Source organism: Salipiger sp. PrR007 (assembly GCF_010499845.1).
Classification (GTDB): Bacteria; Pseudomonadota; Alphaproteobacteria; order Rhodobacterales; family Rhodobacteraceae; genus Salipiger; species Salipiger pacificus_A.
Genome location: NZ_JAAGOZ010000028.1, coordinates 182,370 through 208,393 on the forward strand (window position 1 = coordinate 182,370; position 26,024 = coordinate 208,393).

Consider the following 26,024-nt stretch of genomic DNA (forward strand, 5'->3'; position numbering starts at 1 on the left):
GACAGCTTGCGCGCATATCATCGAGAGGCCCGCCATGACCACCTGCGTCTTCGTCCAGATCCGCTGCAAGCCCGGTGCCACCTATGAGGTGGCCGACCAGATCGCGCTCCGGGAGATCCACTCCGAGCTCTATTCGACGTCGGGCGAGTGGGACCTGCTGCTCAAGCTTTATATCCCCGAGGGTGCCGACGTGGGGCATTTCATCAACGAGAACCTTCTCACGGTGCCGGGAATCGAGCGCACGCTGACCACGCTGACCTTCAAGGCCTTCTGAGCCGGAGCCGGGCGGCCTGAGGGTCGCCCTCTGCCTAGGGTCGCCCTGTGCCTTGGGCGGAGTGCGCGCATTCGCGCAGACGCGAAACACCCGGCGTCGCGTCACCGCGGCCGGACAATCGCGTGTCGTATCTTGAAGAGATCTTTCGGAGGGAAAGTGGTGAATGGAGCGGGCGAGGCGATTCGAACGCCCGACCCTTACCTTGGCAAGGTAATGCTCTACCCCTGAGCTACGCCCGCATACCATTCATCATGTGGGTCTTTCGACCCTTGGCCTTTCAGCCAGCCGGCCTCTCACCGGTCCGACTTGCGCCGGAGGTCCAACTGGAGCGGGCGAGGCGATTCGAACGCCCGACCCTTACCTTGGCAAGGTAATGCTCTACCCCTGAGCTACGCCCGCTTCCTTGTTGGTGTGGGCGATTTAGAGTTTCCCGCGGACCTCCGCAAGAGGAAAAATGACCTTTTTCCGGGAAATTTCCCGCGCGGCGAAAAAACCCAATAAGACGCGACGGAAACCCAACCGCCGCGCCGCGATCCCCTTAACGGCAGAGGAGAGGTGCGACGAGGCGGCGGCCGCATTTGCCAAAAAAGAAAGCCCGGAGGGCGCTGCCCCGGGCCTTCTTCTAGGGTCGGATGTCGCGGCGGAGGGGTTGCGGCGGCGGGGACAGAGCCCCGAAAGCGGGCGATCGGATCAGAAGGGCACGTCGCCCGCCGAATCCGCCGCCGTGACGAAACGCGCCACCACCTTCTTCACCCCGGCTTTCTCGAAGCTGATCTCAAGCTTGTCGCCCTCGAGGCCGATGATCTCGCCGTAGCCAAACTTCTGGTGGAAGACCCGCTCGCCCATCTCGAAGGCCGAGACCGCTTGCAGGTCGATCACCGTGTTGCGGCTCTCGCGCGGCTGGCTGACTGGGCGCGCGCTCGATGAGCGCTCCTGCAGCCGCTTCCAACCCGGCGAATTGTAGACATTGGCCTCGGCTGCACGGGTTTCGAGCCCGGAGCCGCCGCCAAAGCCGCCGCTCATGCCGGCCGCGCCGTAGCCACCGCCGTAGAGCCCGGGCGGCGTGAGAATCTCGACATGTGCCTCGGGCAGCTCGTCGATGAATCGCGAGGGCAGGGCGGATTGCCACTGTCCGAAGACCCGGCGGTTCGCCGCAAAGGAGATGGTGCAGAGCTCCTCGGCGCGGGTGATGCCCACATAGGCGAGGCGCCGCTCCTCTTCGAGGCCCTTGAGGCCGCTTTCGTCCATCGAGCGCTGCGAGGGGAAGAGCCCGTCCTCCCAGCCCGGCAGGAAGACCGCCGGGAACTCGAGCCCCTTGGCCGCGTGCAGCGTCATGATCGAGACCTTGGCGCCGGTCTCCTCGGTCTCGTTGTCCATGATCAGCGCGACGTGCTCGAGGAAACCCTGCAGGTTGTCGAAGCTTTCCAGCGCTTTCACCAGTTCCTTGAGGTTCTCGAGCCGTCCCGGCGAGTCGGGGTTCTTGTCGAGCTGCCACATCTCGGTGTAGCCGCTTTCGTCGAGCATGGTCTCGGCCAGTTCCATGTGGCTGACCACCTTGCTCAGCGGCTTGTCCTCGTCGATCAACACAAGGTCGTCGTCGTCCTGCTGCACCTCCGAGGGCAGGCCGAGCTGCTGCCGGGCCACCTCGTGCCAGCGCTCGATCTGATCGACGAAGGTGGCAAGCTTGGCCGCGCCTTTGCCGGTGATCTCCTTGTCGCGCAGCAGCAGCCGCGCGCCCACCAGCAGCGGCACGCCATGCTCGCGCGCTTTGAGCTGGATCTTCTGCTGCGCCTTGTCGCCGAGGCCGCGTTTCGGGGTGTTGACGATGCGCTCGAAGGCAAGATCGTCCTCGGGCGAGACCACCAGCCGGAAATAGGCCATGGCATCGCGAATCTCGAGCCGCTCGTAGAAGCGCGGGCCACCGATCACCCGGTAGGGCAGGCCGATGGTCAGGAAGCGGTCCTCGAAGGCGCGCATCTGGTGCGACGCGCGCACGAGGATCGCCATGTCGTCGAGCGAGAAGGCGTGCATCCCGCGCGAGCCGCGCTGCGCCGCCTCGATCTCCTCGCCAATCCAGCGGGCTTCTTCCTCGCCGTCCCAATGGCCGATGAGGCGGACCTTCTCGCCGCCCTGCGCTTCGGTCCACAGCTCCTTGCCGAGCCGGTTCTCGTTGCCGCGGATCACCGAGGAGGCGGCGGCGAGGATATGCGCGGTCGAGCGGTAGTTCTGTTCCAGCCGCACCACGTGGGCGCCGGGGAAGTCTTTTTCGAAGCGCAGGATGTTGCCCACCTCGGCGCCGCGCCAGCCGTAGATCGACTGGTCGTCGTCGCCGACGCAGCAGATGTTGGTATGCCCCTGCGCCAGGAGCCGTAGCCAGAGGTACTGGGCGACGTTGGTATCCTGATACTCGTCCACCAGGATGAAGCGGAACCATCGCTGGTATTGCTCGAGCACATCGGCGTGCTGCTGGAAGATCGTCACCACATGCAGCAAGAGATCCCCGAAATCGCAGGCGTTCAGCTCGCGCAGGCGGGTCTGGTACTGGTCGTAAAGCTCGGTGCCGCGGTTGTTGAAGGCCGAAGCCTCGGCAGCGGGCACCCGGTCGGGCGTCCAGGCGCGGTTCTTCCAGTTGTCGATCAGCCCCGAAAGCTGCCGCGCGGGCCAGCGCTTTTCATCAATGTTGTTGGCCGCGATCACCTGCTTCAGCAGGCGGATCTGGTCGTCGGTGTCGAGGATGGTGAAGTTCGACTTCAGCCCGACCAGCTCGGCATGGCGGCGCAGCAGCTTGACGCAGATCGAGTGGAAGGTCCCCATCCAGGGCATGCCTTCGACCGCGTGGCCGAGCAGGCGGCCGACCCGCTCCTTCATCTCGCGCGCGGCCTTGTTGGTGAAGGTCACCGAGAGGATCTCGTTTGGCCGCGCCCGGCCGGTGGTCAGCAGGTGCGCGATGCGGGAGGTGAGCGCCTTGGTCTTGCCGGTGCCCGCCCCCGCGAGCATCAGCACGGGGCCGTCCAGCCGCTCCACCGCCTCGCGCTGCGCCGGGTTGAGATCGTCGAGATAGGGCGCGGGACGCGCCGCCATGGCCCGCGCCGACAGCGAGGCCCCCTCGAATGCATCCATGTCGTCGAAACTGCTCATGCGCCAAACTTAGCGCGGCACAGGGCGCTGCGAAAGGTGCGTTCTTTGTTTGTTCATCAAATTGATCGCGCGGCCACCCCTCTCGCCCTCCGCGGCCTGATACCGGCCCTCGGCGTGCCACGTCGTGGGGATTCGCGTCCCTCGACAGCAAGATCACACCCCGGAGAAAGTCGCAGAAGCCTGGGAAAAGGTCGCGGCCCCGCCGCGTCGATCAAGTCAACTTTGCAAATCATGCGCTAACATTAGCATAATTTGCAAAGCCTCTTGCGCTGCAGCGCGGCATGCCCTTGAGTTCGGAATGCGATGCCTCCGGGAGCGGCATTTCGCATTCAAAGGAGGAAGATTTGATGCCCGAGTTCCAGAAGATCCTCATCGCCAACCGTGGCGAGATCGCGATCCGCATCATGCGTGCGGCGAACGAGATGGGAAAGAAGACCGTTGCCGTCTACGCCGAAGAGGACAAGCTGGGGCTCCACCGCTTCAAGGCCGACGAGGCCTATCGCATCGGCGAGGGGCTGGGCCCGGTCGCGGCTTACCTCTCGATCCCCGAGATCATCCGCGTGGCCAAGGAGTCGGGCGCCGACGCGATTCACCCGGGCTACGGGCTGCTGTCGGAGAACCCCGAGTTCGTCGATGCCTGCGATGCGGCGGGCATCACCTTCATCGGCCCCAGGGCGGCGACCATGCGCGCGCTCGGCGACAAGGCCAGCGCCCGCAAGGTGGCCATCGAGGCCGGCGTGCCGGTCATCCCCGCGACCGAGGTGCTGGGCGACGACTTCAAGGCCATCGCCAAGGAGGCCGAAGAAATCGGCTACCCGCTGATGCTCAAGGCGTCCTGGGGCGGCGGCGGGCGCGGCATGCGTCCGATCGAGGGGCCGAAGGAGCTGAAGGAGAAGGTGCTCGAGGGCCGGCGCGAGGCCGAGGCGGCCTTTGGCAACGGCGAGGGCTATCTCGAGAAGATGATCACCCGCGCCCGCCACGTCGAGGTGCAGATCCTCGGCGACAAGATGGGCAATATCTACCACCTCTACGAGCGCGATTGCTCGGTGCAGCGCCGCAACCAGAAGGTCGTCGAACGCGCCCCCGCGCCCTATCTCAGCGAAGCGCAGCGCGAGGAGATCTGCGAGCTTGGCCGCAAGATTTGCGCCCATGTGAACTATGAGTGCGCCGGCACCGTCGAGTTCCTGATGGATATGGACAGCGGCAAGTTCTACTTCATCGAAGTGAACCCGCGCGTGCAGGTCGAGCACACCGTCACCGAAGAGGTGACCGGCATCGACATCGTGCAGGCGCAGATCATGATCGCCGAAGGCAAGAGCCTCGCCGAGGCCACCGGCAAGGCCAGCCAGTACGATATCCGCCTCACCGGCCACGCGCTGCAGACCCGGATCACCACCGAGGATCCGACCAACAACTTCATCCCCGACTACGGCCGGATCACCGCCTACCGCTCGGCCACCGGCATGGGCATCCGGCTCGACGGCGGCACTGCCTACGCGGGCGGGGTGATCACCCGCTATTACGATTCGCTGCTGGTCAAGGTCACCGCCAAGGCGCCGACGCCGGAGAAGGCCATCGCCCGCATGGACCGCGCCCTGCGTGAGTTCCGCATCCGCGGCGTGAGCACGAACATCGACTTCGTGATCAACCTGCTCAAGCACCCGACCTTCCTGAGCAACCAGTACACCACCAAGTTCATCGACACGACGCCCGAGCTCTTCGACTTCAAGAAGCGCCGCGACCGCGGCACCAAGGTGCTGACCTACATCGCCGACATCACCGTCAACGGGCACCCCGAGGTGCAGGGCCGGCCCAAGCCGCATGCCGAGCTGAAGCCCGCCCGCGCGCCCGAACTGCGCGCCGAGACGCCGCCGCCGGGCACCCGCACGCTGCTGGAAGAGAAGGGGGCGCAGGCGGTGGCCGACTGGATGGCGGCGCAAAAGCAGCTTTTGATCACCGACACCACCATGCGCGACGGTCACCAGTCGCTGCTGGCGACCCGGATGCGCTCGATCGACATGATCAAGGTGGCCCCGGCCTATGCGGCGAACCTGCCCGGGCTCTTCTCGGTGGAATGCTGGGGCGGGGCGACCTTCGACGTGGCCTATCGCTTCTTGCAGGAATGCCCGTGGCAGCGGCTGCGCGACATCCGCGCCAAGATGCCCAACATCCTGACGCAGATGCTGCTGCGCGCCTCGAACGGCGTCGGCTACACGAACTACCCCGACAACGTGGTGCAGAGCTTCGTGGCGCAGGCGGCCGAGAGCGGCGTCGACGTCTTCCGCGTCTTCGACTCGCTCAACTGGGTCGAGAACATGCGCGTCGCCATGGATGCGGTGATCGAGAGCGGCAAGATCTGCGAGGGCACCGTCTGCTACACCGGGGACATCCTCGACCCGGCGCGCGCCAAGTACGACCTCAAGTACTACGTCGAGATGGGCAAGGAGCTGAAGGCCGCCGGCGCGCATGTGCTGGGCCTGAAGGACATGGCGGGCCTGCTGAAACCCTCCGCCGCCGGCGCGCTGATCAAGGCGCTGAAGGAAGAGGTCGGCCTGCCGATCCACTTCCACACCCATGACACCTCGGGCGCCGCCATCGCCACCATCATGGAGGCCTCGAAAGCGGGCGTCGACGCGGTCGACGCGGCGATGGACGCGCTCTCGGGCAACACCTCGCAGCCCACATTGGGCTCGATCGTCGAGGCGCTGCGCCACACCGATCGCGACACCGGGCTCGACGTCGATGTGATCCGCGAGGTCTCGAACTACTGGGAGGCGGTGCGCGGGCAATACGCGGCGTTTGAATCGGGCATGCAGGCCCCGGCGTCCGAGGTCTATCTGCACGAGATGCCGGGCGGGCAGTTCACCAACCTCAAGGCGCAGGCGCGCTCGCTGGGGCTCGAAGAGCGCTGGCACGAGGTCGCCAAGACCTATGCCGACGTGAACATGATGTTCGGAGACATCGTGAAGGTGACGCCCTCGTCGAAGGTCGTGGGCGACATGGCGCTGATGATGGTCAGCCAGGGGCTCACCCGGGCGCAGGTCGAGGACCCGAAAAGCGACGTCAGCTTCCCCGACTCGGTGATCGACATGATGCGCGGCAACCTCGGCCAGCCGCCGGGCGGCTTCCCGGAAGGCATCGTCAAGAAGGTGCTGAAGGGCGAGACACCCAACACCGAGCGCCCGGGCAAGCACCTGCCGCCCGCCGATTTCGCCAAGCTGCGCGCTGAGCTGGACGCGAAGTTCGAGGACGTCGAGTTCGACGACGAGGACTTCAACGGCTACCTCATGTACCCCAAGGTCTTCACCGATTACGTGGCGCGGCACGAGGATTATGGCCCCGTCCGGGTGCTGCCGACGCTGACCTACTTCTATGGCATGCAGCCGGGCGAGGAGATCACCGCCGAGATCGACCCCGGCAAGACACTGGAGATCCGCCTCATCACCGTCGGCGACACGCAGGACGACGGCGAGGTGCGGGTGTTCTTCGAGCTCAACGGCCAGCCGCGCGCGGTGCGCGTGCCCAACCGCAAAGCCAAGGCAGCGAGCGGCGCCAAGCCCAAGGCCGAGGCGGGCAACCCGAACCACATCGGCGCGCCGATGCCGGGCGTCGTCGCCACCATCGCGGTGCAGGCGGGGTCCAAGGTCAAGGAAGGCGACCTGCTGCTGACCATAGAGGCCATGAAGATGGAGACCGGCCTGCATGCCGAGCGCGACGCCACGGTCAAGGCGGTGCACGTGCTGCCGGGCGGCCAGATCGACGCCAAGGACCTGCTGATCGAGCTGGAGTGAGGGGAGGGGCACTGTCGTCGCCTGGCAAGGCGCGGCAGGACATGGAGGACAGGGCTCCACCCCCCCGCCGCGCTGCGCGTGCCTCCCCCTTGAATATTTGGACTTGTAAGAAGGAGGGGGTCGCGCGTGCGGCCCCTTCTTCCTTTTCGTTGACACATGCGCCCCCCTGAGGCGGTTCTGCGCGGGCCGCAGGCGCGGCCTGCCGGGCGAAGCCCCGCAAAACTCCCGCAGGCTCCAATGGAAAAGCAGGCGCGCGTCTGGTGCGCGCCGCGCGGCTCTTGTAGGGTCGCGCGCATGACGGCGCCCGCGATCAGTTTTTCCGAGGATCAGGCCGAAGCCTGGGACCGCGTGGCCGAGATGCTGCGCGGTGCCGGCGTCGATCTGGATGAAGGCACCACCGAGCCCGCCCGCGAGGGGCTCTCGAAGGTTATGGCGCTGATGGGCAAGGCCGGCTCGGGCAAGACATTGCTTCTGGCCGAGCTGAGCAAGGCTCTGCAGGATGCGGGCTGCGAGGTCGTCTCGGGCGATTTCGAGAGCCGCAAGAAGCGCGAGAAGCGAACGCTTGCGATCCTCGCGCCCACCAACAAGGCCGCCTCGGTGCTGCGTATGCGCGGCGTGCCAGCGACCACCATTCACCGCATTCTCTATACCCCGGTCTATGATCCGGTCTACGAGCGCATCGCCGAATGGCTGATGGGCAACGAGGAACGGCCCGAGATTGACACGCTGACCCCCGAGGCGCTCGACCGGGCGTATTCCGCCTACCAGAGCCACAGCTCGGTGCCGGCCGCGCTGGCGGCGGCGGGGCTGCGCGGCAGCGATTTCATCACCGGCTGGAAGCGCCGCGAGGAGCCGCTCGACATCGGCTTCGTGGACGAGGCCTCGATGCTCGACGACCGGCAGTTCGAGGATCTCCAGGAGATCTTCCCCAACCTGCTGCTCTTCGGCGACCCGGCGCAGCTGGCGCCGGTGAACCAGTCGGGCAAGATGGTTTTCGACGCGGTGCCCGAGGACCGCAAGATGGAACTCAGCCGCATCCACCGGCAGGAGGCCTCGAGCCCGATCCTCGATCTCGCCCACGCGCTGGCCGATCCGGAGGTGGATTTCTACCGCTTCGAGCGGCTGGTCGAGGAGATGGCCGCCAAGGACGACCGCGTGGTCTGGGGCCAGCGGGTCGAGGTCGACCTGATGGCGCGCTCACCGGTGCTCGTCTGGCGCAACGCCACGCGCATCCGGCTGATCAACGCCTTCCGCGCCGTGCATGGCGCGCCCGAGACCGAGCTCCTGCCCGGCGAGCCGCTGATCTGCGACGGCATCGAGCTGCCGCTCAAGCACCGCAAGAAGCGGCTCGATCTGGAAGCGCGCGGGCTCATCAAGGGCGCGCAGGTGGTCTATCTCGGGCCGGGCAAGAAGCCCGGCTTCTCGCGGCTGCACGTCATTGGCGCGCCCGATCCGCAGGTCTCGGCCGCGTCGATCGTGAAGATCGAGAAGCCCGACGAGGAAGAGCCCTTCATCCCCTTCGCCGCGCGCATGGGGGCGACCTTCCTGCATGGCGCCGCGGTGACCATCCACAAGGCGCAGGGCTCGCAATGGGAGAACGTACAGGTCTTCGGTCCCGATCTTTATGCGGCGGCGCGCATGGGGCGGGTCGAGGCGGGCCAGCCGCTGTGGAAGCGGCTCGCCTATGTCGCGGTCACCCGCGCCTCGGACCGGCTCTACTGGGTGGTGCGCAACCGGCTGTCGCGGCCCTCGGGGCCGCTGCGGGTGGACGATCTCGGCGGCGCGCCGGTGCCGCTCGAGCTTGAGATGCAGGGCGAGGAGGCGGCGGGCTGAGCTGCTCATCTCGCAGGCGCCCGGCATTTGCCCTTGCCATCGGTGGGGGCGATCCGCCACTCTGCCTCGGGATTTCGCACAGATCGGGAGACGGGATGCAGCGCGAGAAAGCACTGAACGGGGGAGCGCGCCATGCCGGCTGAGGCCATTCTGCAGATGGAACCGAAGGTCTCGCGCTGGTTCACGCTTGACGCCGAGACCGTGGCCCGCTTCGGCGAGGTGACCGGGGACCTGAAATTTTTCCATTCCGACCCCGAGCGCTCCGCAGATTTCCTTTTCGGCGCGCCCGTCGCGCAGGGGTTCCTGACGCTCTCGCTGCTCTCGGCCATGTGCGCCGATGCCGTGCCGCCCTTTCCCGGGCAGATCGCCAACGTCAATTACGGCTTCGACCGGGTGCGCTTCGTCACCCCGGTGCCGGTGGGCTCGCGGGTGCGCGGGCATTTCACCGTAGGCGGTGTCGAGGAGGGGGACGATCGGCTCGCCGTGCATTGGGACGTGGAGATCGAGATTGAGGGGCAGGGGCGCGACCAGCCGGCGCTCGTGGCGCAATGGGTGACCTTCCTCGAGCTGCGCGACTGATCTGCCCGGCTGACCGGCTCGCCTGATCGACCCGCGCGGAGCATGGCTTGACGCTGGGCCGCGCAGCGCCGAGAACGGCGCGACAGAGCAGGAGAGCCCCATGGACAAGCACAGCGCGGAGATGCCCATCACCGAGGCGCCCTCGGGCTACCTGTCGCACCTCGGCATCGAGATGACCGGCTGGCGGCAGGATTTCGCGCGCTTCGAAGTGCAGCTCGGGCCGGAGCATCTCAACCGCCACGACAACCCGCACGGCGGGGTGCATGCCTCGATGCTCGACACGGCCATGGGCTACGCGGGCTGCTGGACCGGCGATCCGCAGGACAGGCTCATGGCGCTCACCCTTTCGCTCAACGTCCAGTACCTGTCGCGGCCGAAGGGCAGCCGGCTGATCGTCGAGGGCGCGCGCACCGGCGGAGGCAAGAGCACCTTTTTCGCCGAGGGCACCGTCACCGATGAGACCGGTGAGCTGATCGCCAAGGGCTCGGGCGTGTTCCGCTACCGCCGCCGGGGCTGAGCCGGCCGGCGCTCACTCTCCGGGGCGCTTGAGTTCGAAGACCTCGCGGATCACCGAGTAATCGCGGTAGCCGAGGCGGGTGAGCGGCTGGAAGGTCGTCACGTCGAACCGCCCGTCCACGAGGCAGTCGTCGCGCATGTGCACGCCGGTGACCTCGCCGAAGACGGCGAAGTTTGTGGCTCCCTCGAGCCTCACGATCTGCGTCACCTTGCATTCCAGCGAGGCTGGCGCCCCGGCGACGCGCGGGCAGTCGATGGTTTCGCACTCGGCCTTGTCGATCCCTGCGAGGGCAAATTCGTCCTCACCCGCGGGCCAGGGGCCGGAGCTGAGGTTCATCACGTCGCGCGCCGCGTATTCCACGATATTCACGCAGAAGACCCCGCTCTCGCGGATCTGGGCGACGCTGTCCTTGGTGCCCTCGCGGTCCTCCTTGGCAGAGGTCGAGGAGAACATCACCTGCGGCGGCACATAGGCCACGGCATTGAAGAAAGAGTACGGCGCGAGGTTGTCCCCGAGCGTGCCGCGGGTCGAGATCCAGCCGATGGGCCGGGGCGAGACGATGGCGTTGAACGGGTTGTGCGGCAGCCCGTGGCCGTCTTCGGGGCGATAGAACATGCCTGTCCTCTCAGGTGTTTGCGCGACTGTCAGACCCGTGATAGGGCGGATTCGTCCGAAACGCCACGGGGGAGACCGGGTCTCTGTACAGCTTGCATCAGGAACGCCCGGATGATCGCTGGGAAGTCGAGGCGCTCTACGACCTGTGCTTCGCGCCGGGTCGCGAGTTGCTGTCCTCTTACCGTTTGCGCGACGGGGTGGCCCCGGTCTCCGAGCTTTGCCGGGTGGCCAAGGACGACAGCGGCAGCATCGGCGGGGCGATCCGTTACTGGCCGGTGCGCGTCGGCGCGGCGCAACTGCTGTTGCTGGGGCCGGTGGCGGTGCATCCCACGGCGCAGGGCGAAGGGCTGGGCGCGGCGCTGATCCGCGACACGCTGGAACGGGCGCGGGCCTTGGAATGGGGCCGGGTGCTGCTGGTCGGCGACGAGCCCTACTACCGCCGCTTCGGGTTTTCCAAGATCGAGGGGGTCCAGATGCCTCCGCCGACCAACCCCGAGCGGGTTCTGGCGCTGGAGCTGCTTCCGGGCGCTTGGCAGGGCGTCACCGGCGAGGTCATGCGCAAGGCTTGATTTCCCGCGCGGCGCGCCGATCTTCTAGGGGAGACCCGAGGAGGCCCGCCCATGACCGCACCCGTTTCCGGAACGCAGCTCGTTCCCCTCAGCATCGACGCCGAGATCGCCGCGCTGGCCCGCCGCCACCGGGCCGCGGGCGGGGTCGGGCTGCAGGTGCTCAACATCATCGGCGGCCAGGCCGAGAACCTGCTCGAACGCCTGCCCGACCGGGTGAAGGAGCGGCTCGAGACCAGCACCGCCAAGGCGCTCGAGCTGGCGCTGAAGGCCGCCACGGGCTCGCGCCGCGCCGTACCCGACCAGAAGGGCTGGCTGAACACCGCGCTCGCGACCGCCATGGGCGCGGCGGGCGGCGCCGGGGGACTGCCGACCGCTCTGGCCGAGTTGCCGGTGACCGTGACGGTGCTGCTGCGCGCGATCCAGGGGATCGCGGCGGAATACGGCTTCGACCCCGAGATGCCCGAGATCAAGCGCGAGTGCCTCAGCGTCTTTGCCTCGGCTGGACCGCTCGAGGCGGATGATGGCGCGGATCTGGGATTCCTTGCCACCCGGGTCACGCTCACCGGGGCGACGGTGCACGGGCTGATCGGCAAGGTCGCGCCGCGGCTGGCGACGGCGATGGGTCAGAAGCTGGCGGCGCAGACCGTGCCGGTGCTGGGCGCGGCGGCGGGGGCGGCGACCAACTACGCCTATACCAGCTACTACCAGCAGATGGCGCATGTGCACTTCGGCTTGCTGCGGCTTGCCGAGCAGAGCGGCCGTCCGCGCGCCGAGTTGGTGGCCGCTCTGCAGGAAAAGCTGGCGCTGCGCGCTTAACCACTTCGCAAGGTTAATGGCTTATCAGGTGCTCGGGGCGTGGTGTAATCCGCGCCGCAGCACTCGCGCAGAAGGCGCGGGGGGCGTCCCGTGCCAGAACGGCCGGAGATGCGCGCACGACCACTATCGCCCGGGGTGCGGGGGACCGATGCGCCGGGCGAGCTTCGTGGTCCGACCGGGACGAGGGCATGGAGCGCGAGAAACTGGGCGCGCTCCGCCCCGGCTCATCCCTGCCAGCGCATGTACTCCATGACAGCGCCGCGCACCGATTGCTCGCCGCGCTCGCGGGCGTCGCAGATCACGTCGTAAAGCGCGTCGAGATCCGTGCGCATGATCAGGCTCTTCACCGGCCCGATCGAGGCCGGGCGCATCGACAGACGATGCAGCCCGATGGCGGCGAGGCAGATTGCCTCGATCGGTCGGCCCGCATCCTCGCCGCAGAAGCTGAGCGGCGTGCCGGTGGCCGAGCAGCGCTGCACGATCTGCTCGAGGAACGTCAGGAAGCTGACGTTCAGCGTGTCGTAGCGCCGCCGCACCCGCTCGTTCTCGCGGTCGGCGGCAAAGAAGAACTGCTTGAGATCGTTGCCGCCGATCGAGACGAACTCGACCTCCTCGAAAAACTTGTTCGAGGCGTAGGCGAGGCTCGGGGTCTCGAGCATGGTGCCGACCGATATCTTCTCGGGCACCACGTGGCCGAGCTTGCGCTCGGTGGCGATGGCCTTGTCGACCTCGGCGCGGGCGGCGCGGAACTCTTCCCATTGGGCAACAAAGGGGAACATCAGCGTCAGCGGCCGACCTTCGCAGGCGCGCAGGAGCGCCTGCAGCTGCATGCGCATGACGCCGGGCCGGTCGAGACCGACGCGGATCGCCCGCCAGCCGAGCGCCGGGTTGGGCTCGTCGGTGGGCTTCATGTAGGGCAGCACCTTGTCCGAGCCGATGTCGAGCGTGCGGAAGATTACCGGCTTGTCACCGGCGGCCTCGGCGGCCTCGATCACGCGTTTGTAGACGGCGACCAGTTCGGTCCGCGAGGGCATCTTGTTTCGCACCAGGAACTGCAGTTCGGTGCGGAAGAGGCCCACGCCCTCGGCGCCGGAGTTCTCGAGCGAAGGCAGGTCGGCGAGCAGGCCCGCGTTCATGTGGAGGCTGATCCGCTTGCCGCAGAGCGAGACCGCGGGCTTCTGGCGGATCGAGGCATAGCGTTCCTGCGCCTCGGCCTGCATGGCGATCTTGTCGCGGAAGGCGGTGACGACCGTGTCGTCGGGGCGCAGGTGCACCACGCCCTGATCGCCGTCGACCATGATGTGGTCGCCGTTCAGCGCCTCGGTGGTGATGCGCGGCGCGTTGATCACCAGCGGGATCGCCAGCGCGCGGGCGACGACGGCGGCGTGGCTGCCGACCGAGCCTTCCTCGAGGACGATGCCACGCAGCTGGCGGCCATAGTCCAGCAGCTCGGCGGGGCCGATGCTGCGGGCAACGAGAATGGGATCGGCGGGCATCGAGGCGCCGGTGTCCTTGCCCTGTCCGGTGAGGATGCGCAGCAAGCGATTCGACAGGTCGTCCAGATCGTGCAGCCGCTCGCGCAGGTAGTTGTCGGCGACCTGGCTCATCCGGGCGCGGGCCGCGGATTGTTCCTTTTCCACGGCGGCCTCGGCGGAGAGCCCGCGCGAGATGTCTTCCTCCATGCGCCGACGCCAGCCCTTCGAGTTGGCGAACATGCGATAGGCCTCGAGCACTTCGAGCTGTTCGGCATCCTGGACCGCGCCGGCGAGCATCTCGTCAACGCTGACGCGTAGCTGTTCGATGGCCTCATCCAGCCGCTGGCGCTCTCGCTCGGGGTCGTCGGCGACGAGGTTGGTCACCATCACTCGCGGCTCGTGCAGCCAGACGTGGCCCTCGGCGGTGCCTTCCTGACCGGTGCCGCCACGCAGCATGGTGGGCTGGGTGTGCCGTGCCGAAAGCGCCGCGGTGTCGCCGACGAAGGCGCCGAGCTCGGTCATCTCGGCCAGCACCATGGCGACCACTTCCAGCGCGTAGACCTCGTCCGCGGTGAACTCGCGTTTCTGCTTGGTCTGCACGACCAGCACGCCCAGCGTCTCGCCAAGGCGCTGGATCGGGACGCCGAGGAAGCTGGAGTAAATCTCTTCGCCGGTCTCGGGCATGTAGCGAAAGCCCTTGGCCGAGGGGGCGTCGGCGGTGTTGACCACCTTGCCGCTGCGCGCGACGCGGCCCACGAGGCCTTCGCCCATGCGCATCCGGGTCTGGTGTACGGCCTCTTTCTTGAGCCCCTCGGTGGCGCAGAGCTCGAGCGTGTCCTCGTCGCGGAAGAGGTAAATCGAGCAGACTTCGGAGCCCATGGAATCGGCGGTCAGATGCATGATCTTGTCGAGGCGCGCCTGCCCGGCGGCATCCTCGGCCATCGTGTCTCTCAGCCGCCCCAGAAGCTTGCGGCTTTCGCTTTCCGTGCCATCCGGCATTTTGCTGCCCGTCTTCATTCGTTCCGCTTGGGATCAGCTATATGCGGTTTGCCCGAAGAAAGGAAACGGGATCAAATAGGACGGTCGAATTCCCGCGCGTTGAAACGACCATTTGCCGCGCCTTTCCGCGCCTTTGAGAAGGGATCGCCGCGACAGGGCGGTATTTCCGGGAAGATTGTCGCGCATATGGGCGCGGAAAAGAACTGTCGCCTTGGCCAATAAAAGAAGCGGCGCCCCGAGAGGCGCCGCCATCGATGATTTTCGGGGTGCGCGAGGCGCCTCCGGTCAGTTGGCCCTTTCGAGTTCGAAGGCGTCGTGAAGGGCCTGCACCGCGAGTTCCATGTACTTGCGTTCGATCAGCACGGAGATCTTGATCTCGGACGTGGTGATGACCTGGATGTTGATGTTCTCGTCCGAGAGCACCTTGAACATCTTCGCCGCCACACCGGCCGCCGAACGCATGCCGATGCCGACGACCGAGACCTTGGCGACCTCGGTTTCCGATTCGAGCTTGTCGAAGGTCAGCGTGCCGGCTTCCTGCGCATCGGCCAGTGCCTTCTCCGCGCGCTTCACCTGGTTGACCGGGCAGGAGAAGGTCATGTCGGTAACGCCGCCCTCATGACCCTTGTAGTTGGTTTCCGAGACGTTCTGCACAATCATGTCGACGTTCACGCCGGCATCGGCCAGCGTGCCGAAGATCGCGGCGGCGATGCCCGGACGGTCTGCGATGGTGACGAGGGTCATCTTGGCCTCGTCGCGCGAAAAGGCCACACCGGCCACAACTTTGGATTCCATGATATCCTCCTCGTCGCAAACGAGCGTCCCGGCGTCGTCCGACTGTTCCTCGAAGCTGGAGAGGACCCGCAGCTTCACCTTGTAACGCATGGCGAGTTCGACCGAGCGGGTCTGCAGCACCTTGGCGCCCAGCGAGGCCAGCTCGAGCATTTCCTCGAAAGAGATGCGGTCGAGCTTTCGGGCCTTCTCGCAGATTCGCGGGTCGGTGGTATAGACGCCGTCGACATCGGTGTAGATGTCGCAGCGCTCGGCCTCGAAGGCTGCGGCGAAGGCGACGGCGGTGGTGTCCGAGCCGCCCCGGCCCAGCGTGGTGATGCGGCCCTCGGGGCTGATGCCCTGGAAACCGGCAACCACGGCCACCTTCATGCCCTCGGCGAACTTGCGGTTGATGTTCTCGGGGGGGATGCCTTCGATCCGCGCGGCGCTATGTGCCGAAGTGGTCAGCAGAGGCACCTGCCAGCCCTGCCAGCTGCGCGCGGGGATATCCATTTCCTGCAGCGTCAGCGCCATCAGGCCGGCGGTCACGTTCTCGCCCGAAGAGACGACGGCGTCATATTCGCGCGCGTCGAACAGCGGCGAGGTCTCCTCGACGTAGCCGACGAGCTTGTTGGTCTCGCCCGACATGGCCGAGACGATGACGATCACGTCGTAGCCCTTGGCCACTTCGACGCCGACGCGTTTGGCGGCCCGGCGGATCCGGTCAAGCGTGGCGACGGAGGTGCCGCCGAATTTCATCACGAGAACGGGCATGGCGCCTCCCCGGCATGGTCCTTTGAATCAGCGGTGCTTTACTTGGGGGGGCGGGGCTGCGCAAGGGGATTGCGCGCCCGCCGCGAGCGATCGCTGCGTGGGTCCGGGGCATTCTGGCATATTCGAAAAGATGGGGCCGCCGGCGCTTCGCGGTTCTTCGTTTGCGGCTTTGCGGGAGCGCGGCCGCCGGGGTCCGGCGGCGCGCCGGGCGCTCAGTAGGCGTGCGCGCGGCCGTCCCAGGTTTCGAAGCAGCCGGTGGTCCCAAGGCTCAGCGCGTCGAGCCGATCGGCGAGTCCGGCGGCGGATTGCTCGGGGGTAAGCTCGGCGCCGCTGCCCCCCATCTCGGTGCTCACCCAGCCGGGGTGATAGATGCCCACGGCGATGCCTCGCGGCTTCAGCGCGGCGGCAAGGTTGGTGCCGAGATTCAGCGCCGCGGCCTTGCTGGCGCGGTAGATCAGCGCGTTGCCCTTGGCCAGCGCGTTCGAGCCCATCTGCGAGGAGATGATCATGATCTTCGGCGTCTCGGCCCGTTCCAGCAGCGGCAGCATCGCTTGCACCGTCAGGAAGACCCCGGTGACATTGACCGCGAACATTTCGGCCCACATCTCGGGCGGGTAGCCGGTGTCGAGCGGTTCCGGCTTGTCGAGATAGACCCCGGCGTTGCAGATCAGCGCGTCGAGCGTGCTCTCGCCGAGGTGCTCGGCCAGTGCCTTCGGCGAGGCCGGGTCGCTCACGTCGAGCGGCAGCAGCCCGGGGGTATGTCGCGCCGTGCCCAGCACCTCGTGCCCACGCGCCGAGAGGGTCTTTACGAGCGCCGCGCCTATGCCGCGGTTCGCGCCGGTGATCAGCAAGGTCATGGCATGTCTTTCAGTTGGATTTTCGTGTCGGCATGAAGGGCAGGGGCGCCACGGGCACGCCGTCCTCGATCAAGGCCTTGGCCTCGTCGCCTCGGGTTTCGCCCCAGATCGGGCGGTGCGGAGCATCGCCGCTGTGCATGGCGCGCGCCTCGCGGGCAAAATCGCGGCCAACGTAGTCCGAGGTCTTTTCGACGTGCTCGCGCAGCGCGCGCAGCGCCTGCTCGGCGGGCGAGGAGGGCTCGGAGAGGTTGGGCTTTTCCTTGGCGGGGGTCGGCGCGCTTTCGGGGCGCGCGGCGCCGCTGTTCACGCGCGGAGCCATGAGCACCTTTTCCACCTTTGGCGTGCCGCAGACGGCGCAGGCCACCATGCCCGCGGCATGCAGCTTGTCGAAGGCGCTGGCGGATTGGAACCAACTGTCGAAGCGATGGTCATCCGCGCATTTGAGTGAGTATTGGATCATGCGGCTGTTCCGAAATGATCCCTTTTACCTAGTCAAAATCCGCGCAGGTTCAAGCCGATGTCAGTGCTTGCGGGAAAAGGGGCGGAAGCCAAGGAGCAGCTTGGCCAGTTCCGGGTGATCGACCATCTCGGCGGCACGCTTCGGGCTGACCCAACGTTGCTTGCGTTCGCGCCGCTCGGGAAACTTCTTGTCGAGCTCCACCACTTCGAGTGGATAGACCAATGCCATATGCGGCCGGTTCGAGCTGCGCTTCTGGTAGCTGTAGCCGCCGACGCAGAGCTCGTCCACGAGCCCCTTTACCCCGGCTTCTTCCCAGGCCTCGCGGGCGGCGGCCTTGGCCGGGCTGCGGCCCTGCATCGGCCATCCCTTGGGCAGGGTCCAGCGTCTGCGGCCGCGGCTGGTGATGAGGAGGATCTGCACCTTGCCGTCGCGGATGCGGTAGCAGAGCGCCGCATATTGCACATGGGTTCGCTTGGGCAGGGTTCTGATGCCCGGTCCGCGAGAAACGATGTCCAGTGAAGCGCCCATCCTGTTGTCCTGCTCGTTTTTAGAGGAGGATGCGCCTATTTGGCAGCTGCGTCCATATGTTGTGTCAGCTCGGAAACAAGTTCGTCCGCCGATGCCTCCGGAGCGAGCAGCGCGCGGGCCGCGGCCCCTGCGCGCTGCTGTGCCTTCTCCTCGGTCAGCGAGAGCAGCGCGGCGGCAAGGCCCGCTGCGTCCTCGATGGGGAGGGCAGCTCCGGCGTCGTCGAGCAGACGAAAGGGCACGCGGAAGTTGCGCACGTCGGGGCCGTGGATCAGCGCATCGCCAAAGGCCGCGGGCTCGTAGGGCGTGTGGCCGCCGCGGTCGGTCAGCGTGCCGGCGATGAAGACCCGGCCCGCAAGGCGGTAGAAGAGCGCCATCTCTCCCAGGGTGTCGGCCAGGTAGACCTCGGCGCCACTCGGCGGCTCGCCGAGGCTGCGGCGCGCGCAGCTGAGCCCCTGTGCGGCGGCGAGCCGGGTAATTTGCTCGGCCCGATGCGGGTGGCGCGGGGCGAGTATCAGCCGCAGTCCGGGATCCTGTTTCCGCGCCTCGGCGTGGGCTGCAAGCACGGTTTCGTCCTCGCCCTCGTGGGTGGAGGCGGCGAGCCAGGTGCGGGCGCGAGAAAATTCGGCCTCGAGTGCAGCGTCGTGCTGATCGGGAGGGGTGTAGAGAGCCTTGAGATCAACCACCGGCCCCTGCGCCGCCTTAGGCAGTCCGGCGGCGACGAAACGGTCGCGCGAGTCGGGATCCTGGGCCGAGAGGAAGGCGACGCGGTGCAACACCCGTGCCTGCAGTCCGCCGAAGAAGCGCCAGCCCTTGGCTGTGCTCTCGGTGAGTCGCCCGCCGAGCACCAGCACCGGGCCGGGGCAGCTCAGCAGGCGGTTCGGCCAGAGTTCGGATTCCATGGTGATATGGCTGGTCACGTTCCAGCGCCGGTGCAGGCGCTTCGAGGCCCGCGCGAGGTCGAGCGGTGCGAGTCGCGCGCAGAGCCCCCAGCTTTGCGCCAGCGCCACGCCCGACTGGGAATTGCAGGTGACCAGCAGCTTCATCCCGGGTCGGGCGGCGAGCAGCGCCTCGATCACAGGTTTCGCCGAGGCCAGCTCTCCGTTCGAGGCAGCGTGCAGCCAGACATGCGCGCCAGGCTGCGCCTTGCCATGGCCGAGCCGTGCGCGAATCCCGTCCCAGTCGCGCTTGAGCGCGGCCCGGCCAAGCACGATGGCCGCGAAAAGGGACAGAAGCAGACGGTAGCGCAACATTGGCGGGACAGGGTCCTCGGGGCAAGATCGTTATATCAAAACGGCACTTAGGCCGAAGGGCTAAGCGCCGCAACACTCGGGCACGCGGGGGTGCCGCGCTGCCGGAAGCTTGATATATATTGATATATAAGGAGATGTTTCCGAAGAGGGAAAGTGGTGGGCGACCCTGGAATCGAACCAGGCGTGCGTCTCCGCGAGGGAGTTACAGTCCCCTGCCACACCTTGCGGCCTGTCGCCCACTTTCCGCCAGTCTCTGGCGTCCGGCGCCGTATGACCGGCGTCGTGGGGCGCTGACTACAAGCACTCAAAAGGGTCGTCAACAGGAAAATATCTTGCAGCGCGTCACGGGGCGATGCAGAGACCGAAGCTCAGGAAAAAAGGACGCGTGGCATGGTCAAGAAACCGAAATGGGTGGTCGAGAAGGAACAGGGGAAGAAGGCCAAGGCGGCCGAGACCGTCTGGCTGTTCGGCCTGCATGCGGTGCGTGATGCGCTGATGAACCCCAAGCGCGAAAAGCTGCGCTTGATCTTGACACTAAACGCAAAATCCAAGCTGGAAGACGCGCTGGAAGCGGGCGGGATCGAGCCCGAGATCCACGATCCTCGCAAGTTCGGAGCGCCGCTTGACCCGCAGTCCGTGCACCAGGGGGCGGCACTGGAAGTGAAGCCGCTGAACTGGGGCCGACTCGAGGATGTGGCGCTGGGAGACGGCGACACGCCCCCCCGTCTGGTGCTTCTCGACCGGGTCACCGATCCGCATAACGTTGGGGCAATCCTGCGCTCGGCCGAGGTTTTCGGCGCGCAGGCGGTGATCGGCACGCTGCATCACTCGGCGCCCGAGACCGGCGCGCTGGCAAAGACCGCGTCTGGTGCGCTCGAGCGCCAGCCCTACCTGCGCGAGCGCAACCTCGCAGACACCATCGTGGCGCTGCAGGGGATGGGCTACATCGTTCTTGGCCTCGACGGGGAGGCGGAGGTCAGCATCGACGCCGCGATGGACGGCAGGCGCGACCGTGCCGTGGCGCTGGTGCTGGGCGCCGAGGGGCCGGGGCTGCGCCAGCGCACCAAGGAAACCGTCGACCAGCTGGTGAAGATCGACTTCGCGAGGGGCTTCGGCTCGCTCAACGTGTCAAACGCGGCAGCAGTGGCGCTCTACGCCGCAAGGCCCTGATCCGGGGCGCGAACTTGCGGCGGGGCGGCGGCGCGCCCATATCGGGGGCATGGTCCAGACGATTGCCACCTGTTGCTACTGCGGAAGCCGCGCCGCGCTCGTTCTGAGCGGCACGCAGCGCCACGAACTCAGCTGCGCCTCCTGCGGGGCGCCGCTGCGCCAGCTCAAGAACCTCAAGTCCGAGACCGGGCGCTGCGCCACCGGTCCTGCCCCGGCGCAGGCGAGGCCGATGCCACATCCCTCCAAAACGCAGCGCAAGGCCGAGAAGGCCGCGCGCAAGATGGCGAAGAAGCACCTCAAGAAACGGCGCTCTCCGGCGCAACGGGCGGCCAAGGGGATCTTTGATCTGCTCGAGGACATCTTCGACTGAAGCCGCGCGCCCAGGCATGCACAGGATGCCGCACGGTGGCGCACAAAAACCGGCCTAGTCTTTCTTGCCCTCCTGTCTTATTTGGCGGGGGACGAAATGCGAGGCGACATGGCGGACTACGAAAACCCGGGACCGGTTGAAGAAAACTGGAAAGACGCGATTTCCTCGGTCGAGGAGATCATCGAGGATGCCCGCAACGGGCGGATGTTCATCCTCGTCGACCACGAGGACCGCGAGAACGAGGGCGACCTCGTGATCCCGGCGCAATGGGCGACCCCCGACGCGATCAACTTCATGGCCACCCATGGCCGGGGCCTGATCTGCCTGTCGATGACCTCGAAGCGCATCGACGAGCTGGGCCTGCACCTGATGTCGGTCAACAACTCGTCGCGCCACGAGACGGCCTTCACCATCTCGATCGAGGCGCGCGAGGGTGTGACCACCGGCATCTCGGCTGCCGACCGGGCGAAGACCGTCGCCGTGGCCATCGACGCCTCGAAGGGCGCGGCGGACATCGCCACCCCGGGGCACGTCTTCCCGCTGCGCGCCAAGGATGGCGGCGTGCTGGTCCGCGCCGGCCACACCGAGGCCGCCGTGGACGTCTCGCGGCTGGCGGGGCTGAACCCCGCCGGCGTGATCTGCGAGATCATGAACGAGGACGGCACCATGTCGCGCCTGCCCGAGCTGGTCGCCTTCGCGCAGCGCCACGGGCTGAAGATCGGCACGATCTCGGATCTCATCGCCTACCGCCGCCGCCACGACAACCTAGTGCGCGTGCGCTCCGAAGAGGTGATCCGCTCGGAATTCGGCGGCGACTGGAACATGCGCATCTACACCGACCAGTCCCACGGCGACGAGCACATCGTGCTGACCAAGGGCGACATCTCCGGCGACGAGCCGGTGCTGGTGCGGATGCATGCGCTCGATCCCATGCTCGACATCATCGGCACCGGACATGGCGGGCGCTCGGACGAGTTCCGCGACTCGATGAAGGCTGTCGCCGATGAGGGGCGCGGCGTGGTCGTGTTGCTGCGCGACACGTCGATGAAGCTTGAGTTGCATGACGACGTCTCTCCGCGCACCCTGCGTCAATACGGGCTCGGGGCGCAGATTCTCTCGTCGCTCGGCCTGTCGAAGATGGTGCTGCTGACCAATTCGCCCACCCCGCGCGTCGTCGGGCTCGAGGCCTACGGGCTCGAGATCGTGGGCACCCGCAAGATCGGAGAGTGAAGATGGCCTCGAACGAAACCCATTACACCCTGCCGCGCGCCGAGTTCGACAGGCCGGCGAAGATCCTTATCGTCGTGGCACCTTACTACAAGGATATCGCCGACGAGCTGATCGCCGGTGCCATCGCCGAGATCGAGGCGGCGGGCGGCTTCCACGAGATCGTCGAGGTCCCCGGCGCGCTGGAAGTGCCGACCGCGATCGGCATCGCCGAGCGCATGTCGAACTTCGACGGCTACGTGGCGCTCGGCTGCGTGATCCGTGGCGAGACCACCCATTACGAGACCGTCTGCAACGACAGCTCGCGCGGGCTGACGCTGCTTGGCCTGCAGGGGCTCTGCATCGGCAACGGCGTCCTGACGGTCGAGAACTACGAGCAGGCGCGCGTGCGCGCCGAATCGGCCGGCCAGAACAAGGGCGGCGGCGCCGCGGCTGCAGCCTTGCATCTTGTCGCGCTGGCCCGTAGGTGGGGCGGCGCCCGCAAGGGGGTGGGATTCGTGCCCGCCCAGGATGAATACCAGATCGCGGGCGCTTCCAAAGGAAAGCATAGCGCATGACTACCCCGGTCCCCCCTTCCGGCAATCAGAAACGCCGTATGAAATCCGCATCCCGGCTCTACGCCGTGCAGGCGCTCTACCAGATGGAGCTTTCTGGCACGACGGCTGAGAAGACGATGCGTGAATTCCTCGACTACCGCTTCGGCGCGGAGGTCGAAGAGGGCGTGGAACTGGTGGACGGGGACGTGGATCTCTTCGGGAAGATCGTCGGCGAGGCGGTCAACTGGCAGGGCAAGATCGACCAGATGACCGACCGCGCGCTGGTGGCGAAATGGCCGATCGACCGCATCGACCCGATCCTGCGCGCGCTGTTCCGCGCCGCTGGCGCTGAGATGGTGGCGCTCGACACGCCGCCGAAAGTGGTGATCACCGAGTTCATCGACGTGGCCCGCGCCTTCTTCACCGACGGACGCGAGGTGCAATTCGTCAACGCGGTGCTCGACCACATGGCGCGCGAGGCGAAGCCCGAGGCGTTCTGAGGATCTGCAGGGGCAGGGGGCTCTCCGCACCACGCCTCCCCGGACTATTCGGACCTGGAAGAGAGGGCCGGTCGCGCGCGTCGTGACCGGCCCTTCTGTGATGGTCACCGCTGCCCTCGCGGAAGCGCGGCTTGCGTTTGGCTTTGGCCCCCCTACATTTGACTGTGACGGAGCGGAATATTCTGCGGGTCTTGTGCTTTGACGTGGGTCCGCTACGCTTGGTCCACCTGATGAAGGAGAGTCACATGCCGAAACTCGTCCGCCTCTACATCACCCAATGCGCGATCGGCTTCGGCCTGTCGGCGGGCTTCGTCGCGTTGCTGCTCTGGCAGAACGTCGGCAACCTGCAGCACCTGGTGACCCATACTGACGCGGGCATGATGGCAGTGGTTCTCTTGTGGCTTTTCAATGGTCTGGTGTTTGCCGGTGCGCAATTCGCGATGACCGTGATGCGCATGTCGGGCGATCACTTGCGGCCCTCGGGCGGCAAGCGCATGGCGCTCGAGCCGATGCCGATCCGCATCCCGGTCGAGCAAAAGCCGCGCCGCCTTCTCTGAACGCAAGACGGCCGAAATGATTCGAAGCGCCTCCTCGCGGGGCGCTTTTTTCATGCCCGGGTGCGGCGGGGTGCGCCGTCCGTGCTGTCAGCCATCTGTGGAAAAGCGGCGGGAACCGGTCCTTCCGTGGGGTTATCTCATTCCCGAGGACCTGTATATACAGGTGGGCGTCAGGTAACCGGACCAGGGCCCGGACAGAGCCAACTCCCTCGGAATTGCTTAAGGCCACCGGAATGCAACCATGCACGCAAAGGTCAGAACCCGCCTGAGCCGGAGATAGTGGTGCCGAGGCGCCGCGACAAGGGGCAAGCCGCGCTCCGTCAGCTTTCTTCTGTCACGAAGTTGTAGCGGGTCAGTTCCTCGGGCAGAAGGATGTAGATCTGATCAGCGGGGGTGGCGAGCGCGGGGCGCAGCACCATGGGGTCGATGCCCATTTCCTCGAGGTACTCCATCACCTCGCCCTGGCCGCGCTGGATCTGCTCGACCGCGACAAAGGCGGGCAGGATTGTGCTTTCACCGAAATAGTGCTGATGCACCCCGACCGAAGCGCCCTCGGCGATGTCCCGGGTTGTGCCGGAGGCGAGAAGGTAGGGGCAGGCGGAGTAGCAGAATTCGCCCTCCAACATGCGCGTTTCGAGCCCCATCTGCCGCACGTGCCGTCCGATGGCCAGCGCGTCGGGCACCGAGCCTCCGGGGCTCTGCAGGATCAGCGTGTCCAGCGAGGGTGCCTCGTCGAGCGCGGAGATGATCCGCTCGGCATCGCCCTCGGCGATGGTGCCTTCGAGCCGCCAGGTCGTGCCATCGCCTTGGGTCAGCGTCAGCCGGTTGGGCAGCTTGCCGGGATCGCGCAGCGGCGAGAGGGGCGGCAGGTCGCGGTTCGGCGCGAAGGTGCGGCGCTGGTCGCCGGGCTCCACCGGCTGCGACAGGCGCGGCGCGCTGGGACCGAAGCGGGGCAGGGAGAAGTTGCTGCTGGTCAGATCGCCCCAGACTAGGAAGCCGCCAAGGGCGACCTGCAGAATCAGCGCGCCGGTGAGGGCGCGGGCGACCGTCAGATGCCTCATGGCGTGCGCCCGGCGAAACGGGAGACCTCGGGGGGCTCGTCGGCGGCGGCGCTGGCGGGTGCCGGGGTCGGGTGTGCAGGGTGCAGCGTGGTCTCGACGTCGCGCATGGCGTGAAGCGCGGCGCGCAGCTCGGCGAGGGTCAGCGTGTCCTCGAGTTCGGCGCCTTCGCGGCCATGGCGAATCGCGCCATGTGTGACGGCGAGGATCAGCACCAGCACCGCCGGAAGCAGGTCGATGGCGATGGCCCCGGCCCAGGAGGGCACGAAGTTGCGGGCGTACATGATCACCGCGTCGGCGGCGGAGACCGGCGTATAGGTGACCTCTGCGGCGGGCTGCAACGCCAGCACGTTTTGTGCGGCGCGCTCCAGCGTTGTCGCCCGCTGCGCCAGCACGTCGAGCACCGAGGTGATGGTCGCCTGCTGACTGCCACGGTCGGCATCGCTCTGGCCGTCGAGCTCGGGCAGCACCACCGAGGCTGCCAGATCCTGCGCCGCCCGCTCGACCAGCGGCGCGACCGACAGCTGGCGGAGCTGGGCGATGAGCCCCTGCAATTCCACCGCGGCCTCGGAGAATTCCACCGAGCGCGGCTCGACGGGGCCGGGCTCGACGGTCAGCGCGCGCATCCGCGACAGGATCGTGTTGCCTTGGGCAAAGGCGCTGTCCACCAGCGGCGTCTGCTCGGCGATCTGCGCCTCGAGCGCCGAGAGCTCCGCTGCCTTCTGGCGCAGTACGCGGAAGACCGCGCCGCGCCCGGCGAGGCCCGAGAGCGAACCCTGTGCCTCCTGCTCCGAGAGGTCTTCGAAACTCTGCCGCACCCGCGCCACGTCACGCTCGAGAGACTGTCCGGTAAGCGCGATCTCATGGGTGCGTTCGAGGGCGCCCTGGTAGTCCTGCACTGTCTTCGCGAGGTGCTGCTCGACCGCCGCCGAGCCCGCCAGCGCTGCCGCGTTCAGCCAGGACGACATGGCGATGATTGCCAGCGAGCCAAGCCCCATGGCCGCCAGCAGCCCGACGCGCGAGCGGGTCGAGCGCATCGCCGGAAACAGCCGCATCAGGTAGGACCAAAAGACGAAGATGCCCACGGAAACCGCCACCGAATAGGCGATCGCGGCAAAGACGGTGAAGGCACCGCCCTCTTCCAGCAGCGAGGAGACGCCGAGATAAGTGTAGATGCCCGAGGCCACCGAAAGAACGCCGAGCGCGGTGCCCGAGAAGGTGTCGAGCCAGCCGAGGTGAGACTCGAGCTCGCGGGCGTGGCGGATGCCACGGGCCTTCGACCGGGCGGAGCGGGTGTCATCTGTCGCGGCCGTCGGGGCGTCTGTTGCGGCGTCTGTCATGGGCGGGGCCTCCTGCAACC

Annotated in this window: 23 protein-coding genes and 3 tRNA genes; 13 read left to right on the plus strand and 13 right to left on the minus strand. The window is 67.0% G+C overall.

Features of this window, described 5'->3' with window-relative positions:
- The first annotated feature begins 34 nt into the window (after nucleotides 1-34).
- Nucleotides 35-274 (plus strand): Lrp/AsnC ligand binding domain-containing protein, encoded by a 240-nt coding sequence (locus G0Q01_RS13615; RefSeq protein WP_108964664.1) that lies wholly within the window; start codon nucleotides 35-37, stop codon nucleotides 272-274.
- Between the two features lie 164 nt (nucleotides 275-438).
- On the opposite strand, the gene G0Q01_RS13620 is transcribed toward G0Q01_RS13615, so the two are convergent.
- From G0Q01_RS13620 to G0Q01_RS13630, 3 genes are all read right to left on the minus strand, one after another.
- Nucleotides 439-513, minus strand: a tRNA-Gly gene (locus G0Q01_RS13620).
- 85 nt (nucleotides 514-598) lie between these two features.
- Nucleotides 599-673: transfer RNA gene (locus tag G0Q01_RS13625), tRNA-Gly, on the minus strand.
- Nucleotides 674-964: 291 nt separating this feature from the next.
- Nucleotides 965-3,412, minus strand: coding sequence for an ATP-dependent helicase (locus G0Q01_RS13630; RefSeq protein WP_164188667.1), 2,448 nt, complete (start codon nucleotides 3,410-3,412; stop codon nucleotides 965-967).
- A 347-nt stretch (nucleotides 3,413-3,759) separates the two neighbouring features.
- Here G0Q01_RS13630 and G0Q01_RS13635 point away from each other — a divergent pair, with 347 nt between their 5' ends.
- The 4 genes from G0Q01_RS13635 to G0Q01_RS13650 all read left to right on the plus strand — a co-directional run bounded on the left by G0Q01_RS13635 (nucleotide 3,760) and on the right by G0Q01_RS13650 (nucleotide 10,132).
- On the plus strand, nucleotides 3,760-7,203 hold the full coding sequence (locus G0Q01_RS13635) for a pyruvate carboxylase (protein ID WP_164188669.1): 3,444 nt from the start codon (nucleotides 3,760-3,762) through the stop codon (nucleotides 7,201-7,203).
- A gap of 294 nt (nucleotides 7,204-7,497) precedes the next feature.
- The gene (locus G0Q01_RS13640; RefSeq protein WP_108964667.1) at nucleotides 7,498-9,036 is read left to right on the plus strand and encodes an ATP-dependent RecD-like DNA helicase; all 1,539 of its coding nucleotides are present in this window, start codon (nucleotides 7,498-7,500) and stop codon (nucleotides 9,034-9,036) included.
- A 132-nt stretch (nucleotides 9,037-9,168) separates the two neighbouring features.
- Entirely contained in the window at nucleotides 9,169-9,615 is a 447-nt protein-coding gene (locus G0Q01_RS13645; protein ID WP_164213532.1) for a MaoC family dehydratase, read from the plus strand.
- A 100-nt stretch (nucleotides 9,616-9,715) separates the two neighbouring features.
- Nucleotides 9,716-10,132 (plus strand): PaaI family thioesterase, encoded by a 417-nt coding sequence (locus G0Q01_RS13650; protein WP_235940128.1) that lies wholly within the window; start codon nucleotides 9,716-9,718, stop codon nucleotides 10,130-10,132.
- Nucleotides 10,133-10,144: 12 nt separating this feature from the next.
- Here G0Q01_RS13650 and G0Q01_RS13655 read toward each other — a convergent pair whose 3' ends face one another.
- Entirely contained in the window at nucleotides 10,145-10,747 is a 603-nt protein-coding gene (locus G0Q01_RS13655; protein ID WP_164188672.1) for a flavin reductase family protein, read from the minus strand.
- A gap of 92 nt (nucleotides 10,748-10,839) precedes the next feature.
- Between G0Q01_RS13655 and G0Q01_RS13660 the strand changes: the two genes are divergently transcribed.
- Both G0Q01_RS13660 and G0Q01_RS13665 read left to right on the plus strand, forming a co-directional pair.
- Entirely contained in the window at nucleotides 10,840-11,316 is a 477-nt protein-coding gene (locus tag G0Q01_RS13660; RefSeq protein ID WP_370457115.1) for a GNAT family N-acetyltransferase, read from the plus strand.
- A gap of 51 nt (nucleotides 11,317-11,367) precedes the next feature.
- Nucleotides 11,368-12,132, plus strand: a complete 765-nt coding sequence (locus tag G0Q01_RS13665; protein WP_108964671.1) for an EcsC family protein — start codon at nucleotides 11,368-11,370, stop codon at nucleotides 12,130-12,132.
- 224 nt (nucleotides 12,133-12,356) lie between these two features.
- Here G0Q01_RS13665 and ptsP read toward each other — a convergent pair whose 3' ends face one another.
- From ptsP to G0Q01_RS13700, 7 genes are all read right to left on the minus strand, one after another.
- The gene (ptsP, locus tag G0Q01_RS13670; protein WP_108967514.1) at nucleotides 12,357-14,606 is read right to left on the minus strand and encodes a phosphoenolpyruvate--protein phosphotransferase; all 2,250 of its coding nucleotides are present in this window, start codon (nucleotides 14,604-14,606) and stop codon (nucleotides 12,357-12,359) included.
- 285 nt (nucleotides 14,607-14,891) lie between these two features.
- Entirely contained in the window at nucleotides 14,892-16,151 is a 1,260-nt protein-coding gene (locus G0Q01_RS13675; RefSeq protein ID WP_164188674.1) for an aspartate kinase, read from the minus strand.
- 212 nt (nucleotides 16,152-16,363) lie between these two features.
- Nucleotides 16,364-17,008 carry an SDR family oxidoreductase gene (locus G0Q01_RS13680; protein WP_164188676.1) on the minus strand — a complete coding sequence of 215 codons (645 nt, stop codon included), beginning with the start codon at nucleotides 17,006-17,008 and terminating at the stop codon, nucleotides 16,364-16,366.
- Nucleotides 17,009-17,018: 10 nt separating this feature from the next.
- Nucleotides 17,019-17,468, minus strand: coding sequence for a DUF1178 family protein (locus G0Q01_RS13685; RefSeq protein ID WP_108964674.1), 450 nt, complete (start codon nucleotides 17,466-17,468; stop codon nucleotides 17,019-17,021).
- A 60-nt stretch (nucleotides 17,469-17,528) separates the two neighbouring features.
- Complete coding sequence (locus G0Q01_RS13690) at nucleotides 17,529-17,996, minus strand: NUDIX hydrolase (protein WP_164188678.1); 468 nt, start codon at nucleotides 17,994-17,996, stop codon at nucleotides 17,529-17,531.
- A 35-nt stretch (nucleotides 17,997-18,031) separates the two neighbouring features.
- Complete coding sequence (locus G0Q01_RS13695; RefSeq protein WP_164188681.1) at nucleotides 18,032-19,246, minus strand: 3-deoxy-D-manno-octulosonic acid transferase; 1,215 nt, start codon at nucleotides 19,244-19,246, stop codon at nucleotides 18,032-18,034.
- 154 nt (nucleotides 19,247-19,400) lie between these two features.
- Nucleotides 19,401-19,484: transfer RNA gene (locus G0Q01_RS13700), tRNA-Tyr, on the minus strand.
- Between the two features lie 152 nt (nucleotides 19,485-19,636).
- Here G0Q01_RS13700 and rlmB point away from each other — a divergent pair.
- The 6 genes from rlmB (at nucleotide 19,637) to G0Q01_RS13730 (ending at nucleotide 23,606) form a co-directional block, all read left to right on the plus strand.
- Nucleotides 19,637-20,416: a 23S rRNA (guanosine(2251)-2'-O)-methyltransferase RlmB gene (gene rlmB / locus G0Q01_RS13705; RefSeq protein ID WP_164188683.1), complete on the plus strand. Its 780-nt coding sequence runs from the start codon at nucleotides 19,637-19,639 to the stop codon at nucleotides 20,414-20,416.
- A 49-nt stretch (nucleotides 20,417-20,465) separates the two neighbouring features.
- Complete coding sequence (locus G0Q01_RS13710; RefSeq protein ID WP_164188685.1) at nucleotides 20,466-20,786, plus strand: hypothetical protein; 321 nt, start codon at nucleotides 20,466-20,468, stop codon at nucleotides 20,784-20,786.
- Nucleotides 20,787-20,894: 108 nt separating this feature from the next.
- Nucleotides 20,895-22,016 carry a 3,4-dihydroxy-2-butanone-4-phosphate synthase gene (ribB, locus tag G0Q01_RS13715; protein WP_108964679.1) on the plus strand — a complete coding sequence of 374 codons (1,122 nt, stop codon included), beginning with the start codon at nucleotides 20,895-20,897 and terminating at the stop codon, nucleotides 22,014-22,016.
- 2 nt (nucleotides 22,017-22,018) lie between these two features.
- Entirely contained in the window at nucleotides 22,019-22,570 is a 552-nt protein-coding gene (locus G0Q01_RS13720; RefSeq protein ID WP_164188687.1) for a 6,7-dimethyl-8-ribityllumazine synthase, read from the plus strand.
- Nucleotides 22,567-23,049: a transcription antitermination factor NusB gene (gene nusB / locus G0Q01_RS13725; RefSeq protein ID WP_164188689.1), complete on the plus strand. Its 483-nt coding sequence runs from the start codon at nucleotides 22,567-22,569 to the stop codon at nucleotides 23,047-23,049. Before G0Q01_RS13720 ends, nusB begins: the two co-directional genes overlap by 4 nt.
- 245 nt (nucleotides 23,050-23,294) lie before the next feature.
- On the plus strand, nucleotides 23,295-23,606 hold the full coding sequence (locus G0Q01_RS13730) for a hypothetical protein (RefSeq protein WP_164188691.1): 312 nt from the start codon (nucleotides 23,295-23,297) through the stop codon (nucleotides 23,604-23,606).
- A gap of 320 nt (nucleotides 23,607-23,926) precedes the next feature.
- Here the strand turns inward: G0Q01_RS13730 and G0Q01_RS13735 are convergent, their stop codons facing one another.
- Together G0Q01_RS13735 and G0Q01_RS13740 are read right to left on the minus strand one after the other, a co-directional pair.
- A complete protein-coding gene (locus G0Q01_RS13735; RefSeq protein WP_164188694.1) occupies nucleotides 23,927-24,667 on the minus strand; it encodes a hypothetical protein in 741 nt (246 codons plus the stop codon).
- Nucleotides 24,664-26,004, minus strand: a complete 1,341-nt coding sequence (locus G0Q01_RS13740; RefSeq protein WP_164188696.1) for a hypothetical protein — start codon at nucleotides 26,002-26,004, stop codon at nucleotides 24,664-24,666. The genes G0Q01_RS13735 and G0Q01_RS13740 overlap by 4 nt, the downstream gene beginning before the upstream one ends.
- Nucleotides 26,005-26,024 lie beyond the last annotated feature (20 nt).